Annotated in this window: 2 protein-coding genes; both read right to left on the reverse strand. The window is 40.3% G+C overall.

The window, feature by feature from the left end; all coding sequences use genetic code 11:
* Positions 1 to 390 (reverse strand): FAD-binding protein (locus tag H6F50_RS25875; RefSeq protein WP_190430917.1); only part of this gene is annotated, 390 nt, incomplete at its 3' end.
* Between the two features lie 8 nt (positions 391 to 398).
* Positions 399 to 3308 carry a tetratricopeptide repeat protein gene (locus H6F50_RS25880; RefSeq protein WP_242029212.1) on the reverse strand — a complete coding sequence of 970 codons (2910 nt, stop codon included), beginning with the start codon at positions 3306 to 3308 and terminating at the stop codon, positions 399 to 401.
* Positions 3309 to 3456 lie beyond the last annotated feature (148 nt).

The raw sequence follows: 3456 nt of genomic DNA on the forward strand, positions 1-3456 counted from the left end.
AACGGCTTGCGTTACCCAGTTATTAATTACTCCTGGCTGCACCACAACCCGCTGATTTTCTAAGTCAATGCTCAAGAGTTTTCGCATCAATGCAGTAACAATTAGCACGCAATCTTCTACAGGCAAGGCTCCACCAGAAAGTCCAGTGCCAGCACCGCGTGCAACCCAGGGAATTTGATTTTGGTCGCATATCTTCACTGCCGCTGCGACTTCTTCTGTGGTGCGCGGCAGTACGACGAGGGCAGGTTTTTGTCGGTAGCTAGTTAAACCATCGCACTCGTAAGTTATTAACTCCTCACGACGCTGCACGACGCCGTTTTTCCCGATAGCTGCCTCAAATTGCTTGATGATGGGTTGCCAATTTCGTTGTTTTTTGTCTTGGGTAATCATCGGTAACTCTATGTCTGCGTAAGTCCCTTTTGGACAACCTGTTTGTAAAAATCTTCAAGAGCTGCTACACAAGTTTTGTCGTCATAAAGATAGTCATGCCGAGCCTTGATTCTTTCTGAAACGTCGTGCCGCCAAATCGGGTCTAAACCCAACTTTACAGCAATATCAATATATTCTGTTTCGGTTTGAGCAATTGTGTCTGTCACCTCAAGCCTTTTTAGAAATCCATAAGAGTGACGACCTCGCATAAATTCGCCAGGACAGGTAACAACGGGTAAACTACAAGCGATCGCATCTAGTGTCGTGTTACCGCCAGACCAGCTTAAAGTATCTAGATAAATATCTGAAACTAAATTAAGCATGAGATACTCAGCGCGAGGTAGAACAGGTGAAAAAACACAATAGTCTTTACTGTTCAAACCAACTGCCGAAAAAGCGCGTTCCAAGCGTTCTTGGGGCACACCTGCACGAAGAAACATAAACTGAGCTTGAGGCACGCGACGGGCGATTTCAGCAAAAATATAGTCATGTTGCGGTAAATACTTGTAAGGAGCTTGAGAAGATAGGTAAACTACAGCATCATCCCTTAGCTGAAAATCTGCTCGTGTCTTTGTTAGCGGAGGAATCTCTAATGAAGGATAAGCAACTCCAACATTCGGCAGACGGATCAGAGTTTCAGAGTAATGTGCTTGTGCATTTTCTGGCTCCATTAACTCGCTGGATAAAAAGTAATCAATGGTCGGTAAACCAGTAGTTACTGGGTGTCCCCATACTACGCACTGAGCAGGAGCCAGACGCAAACCGGCAAGTTGCATCGTCGCTGCATCCATACCAATTTCTGGGAAAACAAGTATATGTAGTTTATCGGCAACAATTTGTTCGCATACTGCTTCGAGATTATTAGGAATATGATGAAATGCATCACTATAATTACGAAACAACTCAGTGATATTATCTGGCTGATTCCCTGTGTAGTAACAGTGAAATTCAAAATCTTGCTGATTGCAGTAACGCAGATAACCTAGTGATAAAAATGTTCCACTCCAACCGTGTAAGAATGCTGAGACATAACCAACACGAATTTTTTTGTTCTCCTTAAGCGGAGGCATGGATATAGCTTGAACCCATTGTGGATAGTTGGCTGCCATAATTTGATGGACTAAATTTCCATACTGGCGTTGCAATTCCAAATCGTTATGAGCCTGATACGCTAAAAAAAAGTTTGTTACACAACTAATACCGGCAAGAGCATTCTTTTTATCTTCAGGCTCTTCTAAGAATGTCCCCAGAATTAAACTTTGTATGCCTTGGATAAATCGCTGACGATAAAAGCTAATTTCATTGGCGCTATTATAATTAGTGGGTAATATTAAATTTTTAAAAATTTTAAATACATATTCATTAGGCAGGATTTGAGATGCCTTTTCTGCACTTGATATTGCTTCTTTAATCCGTCCGTTTTCCTGCAATAATTTTATAAAATAAAAATGCAGTTTACCACTTGTTGGGTAAAAGAAGATGCCTTCTTTAAGCGTATTGATAGCTTCTTCTACTCGATTTAGATGTGTAAAGCAATCACTCAGGTTAAAATAAATCTCTGCATCTCCTGTTTGAATTTCTAGCAATTTTTGATATTGCTTAATTGCTGCTTCATACTTCTCTTGCTGGTAAAGTTTGTTAGCAAAATTTAGAAGAGCCTGAGTAGGATTCTTTTGGGCTTCTAATGCCATCGCTAGGTTATTTAATATATCAGGATTATCTGGAATTAGCGTCAGAGCTGTTTTATACACCTCAATTGCTTGCTCAATTTGATTCTGTTCCATTAACAAATTCCCCAAATTGAGGTAGCTACCAAAGTGGCTGGGGTTAGCTGCGATCGCTTGACGGTAGACTGCTTCAGCCTGCTCGCTTTCACCCGCCTGACTGAGGAGATTTCCTAAATTGTTGTAAGCTTCAATTAGTTTTGGTTCAAGAGCGATCGCTTCTGTGTAAGCGGAAATCGCTTGAGGATTTTGATTGATTTTCTCGAAAGCCAACCCAAGGATATAATATGCTTGAGCTACAGATGAATCTATTTTTAGTAAATTAAAAATTGTTTCAACGGACTTTTGATACTGTTCTGCCTCGTAATATAGAATTCCTAAGCTTAGCCACGCTTTAGTATCCCAGTTTTTCGCTCGTATAAAGTCACAATATTTTTTTTCAGCAGCTAAAAACTGTCCTTTTTCATGCAGCGATAAGGCTTCTTGATACAGATTGTCTAACTCCCTTTCGTTTTTTCCAATAAACTGTAATTCATAGATAGCTTGAATAACTGACTTCCGGCGCATCTTACTAAAAGTATTCCAGGAATAGTTGGCTTTTTTATTTGCATCCCAACTGAGTACCTGAATCCCATTCCAAAAAGTGTGATAGCCATCTCCTGGCGTCAGCAACTCCAGCAATAATTCGCACTCTGGGTTAGCAGCCATAAAATCCCAATTAGCTTGGCGCACCGCTTCCCAATTGCTATCATCGATAATAATCAATGCCTTCTCTGCTAGAAACGGTTTGATTAGGAGTAATCCTAATAATTGCGACCGATAGTCGTGAGCACCATCATATAAATAAACCCCGATTTTGTCATCTGGATTAATTTCTCGAAGCTCTAATAAAAATTCTTCAAAGTCTTGATTGCAAAAATAAACTCGATCTTGAATATCAAAACTTGATAAATTATTAATTAATTTATCCAGATTCTCACCGGATTGGTCGAATTCAGAAAAGTTATCTACAGCGTATGCCATTCGTTCTGGATGATCGAGCAGTGCGCCAATTAAAGTAGAACCTTGATAACAGCCAATCTCGCAATATATTTCATCTGCTTCCATGCACTCCACAGCAAAATTGAGCAACTGCATTACGTTGGCAGTAGTCATCCCTTGAACTTGGTCAAGTGCCTGCTGAAACCGCTTTGATTTAGGTACAACCGATTCGCGTCCCCAATTTTCATAAAGGCTGGGCAGTTGCTCAACAAACTTTTGGTAATCCATCGCTAACACCTTGTATGCTTACTTTTAGTTTATC

Source organism: Coleofasciculus sp. FACHB-712, assembly GCF_014695635.1.
GTDB lineage: Bacteria > Cyanobacteriota > Cyanobacteriia > Cyanobacteriales > FACHB-T130 > FACHB-T130.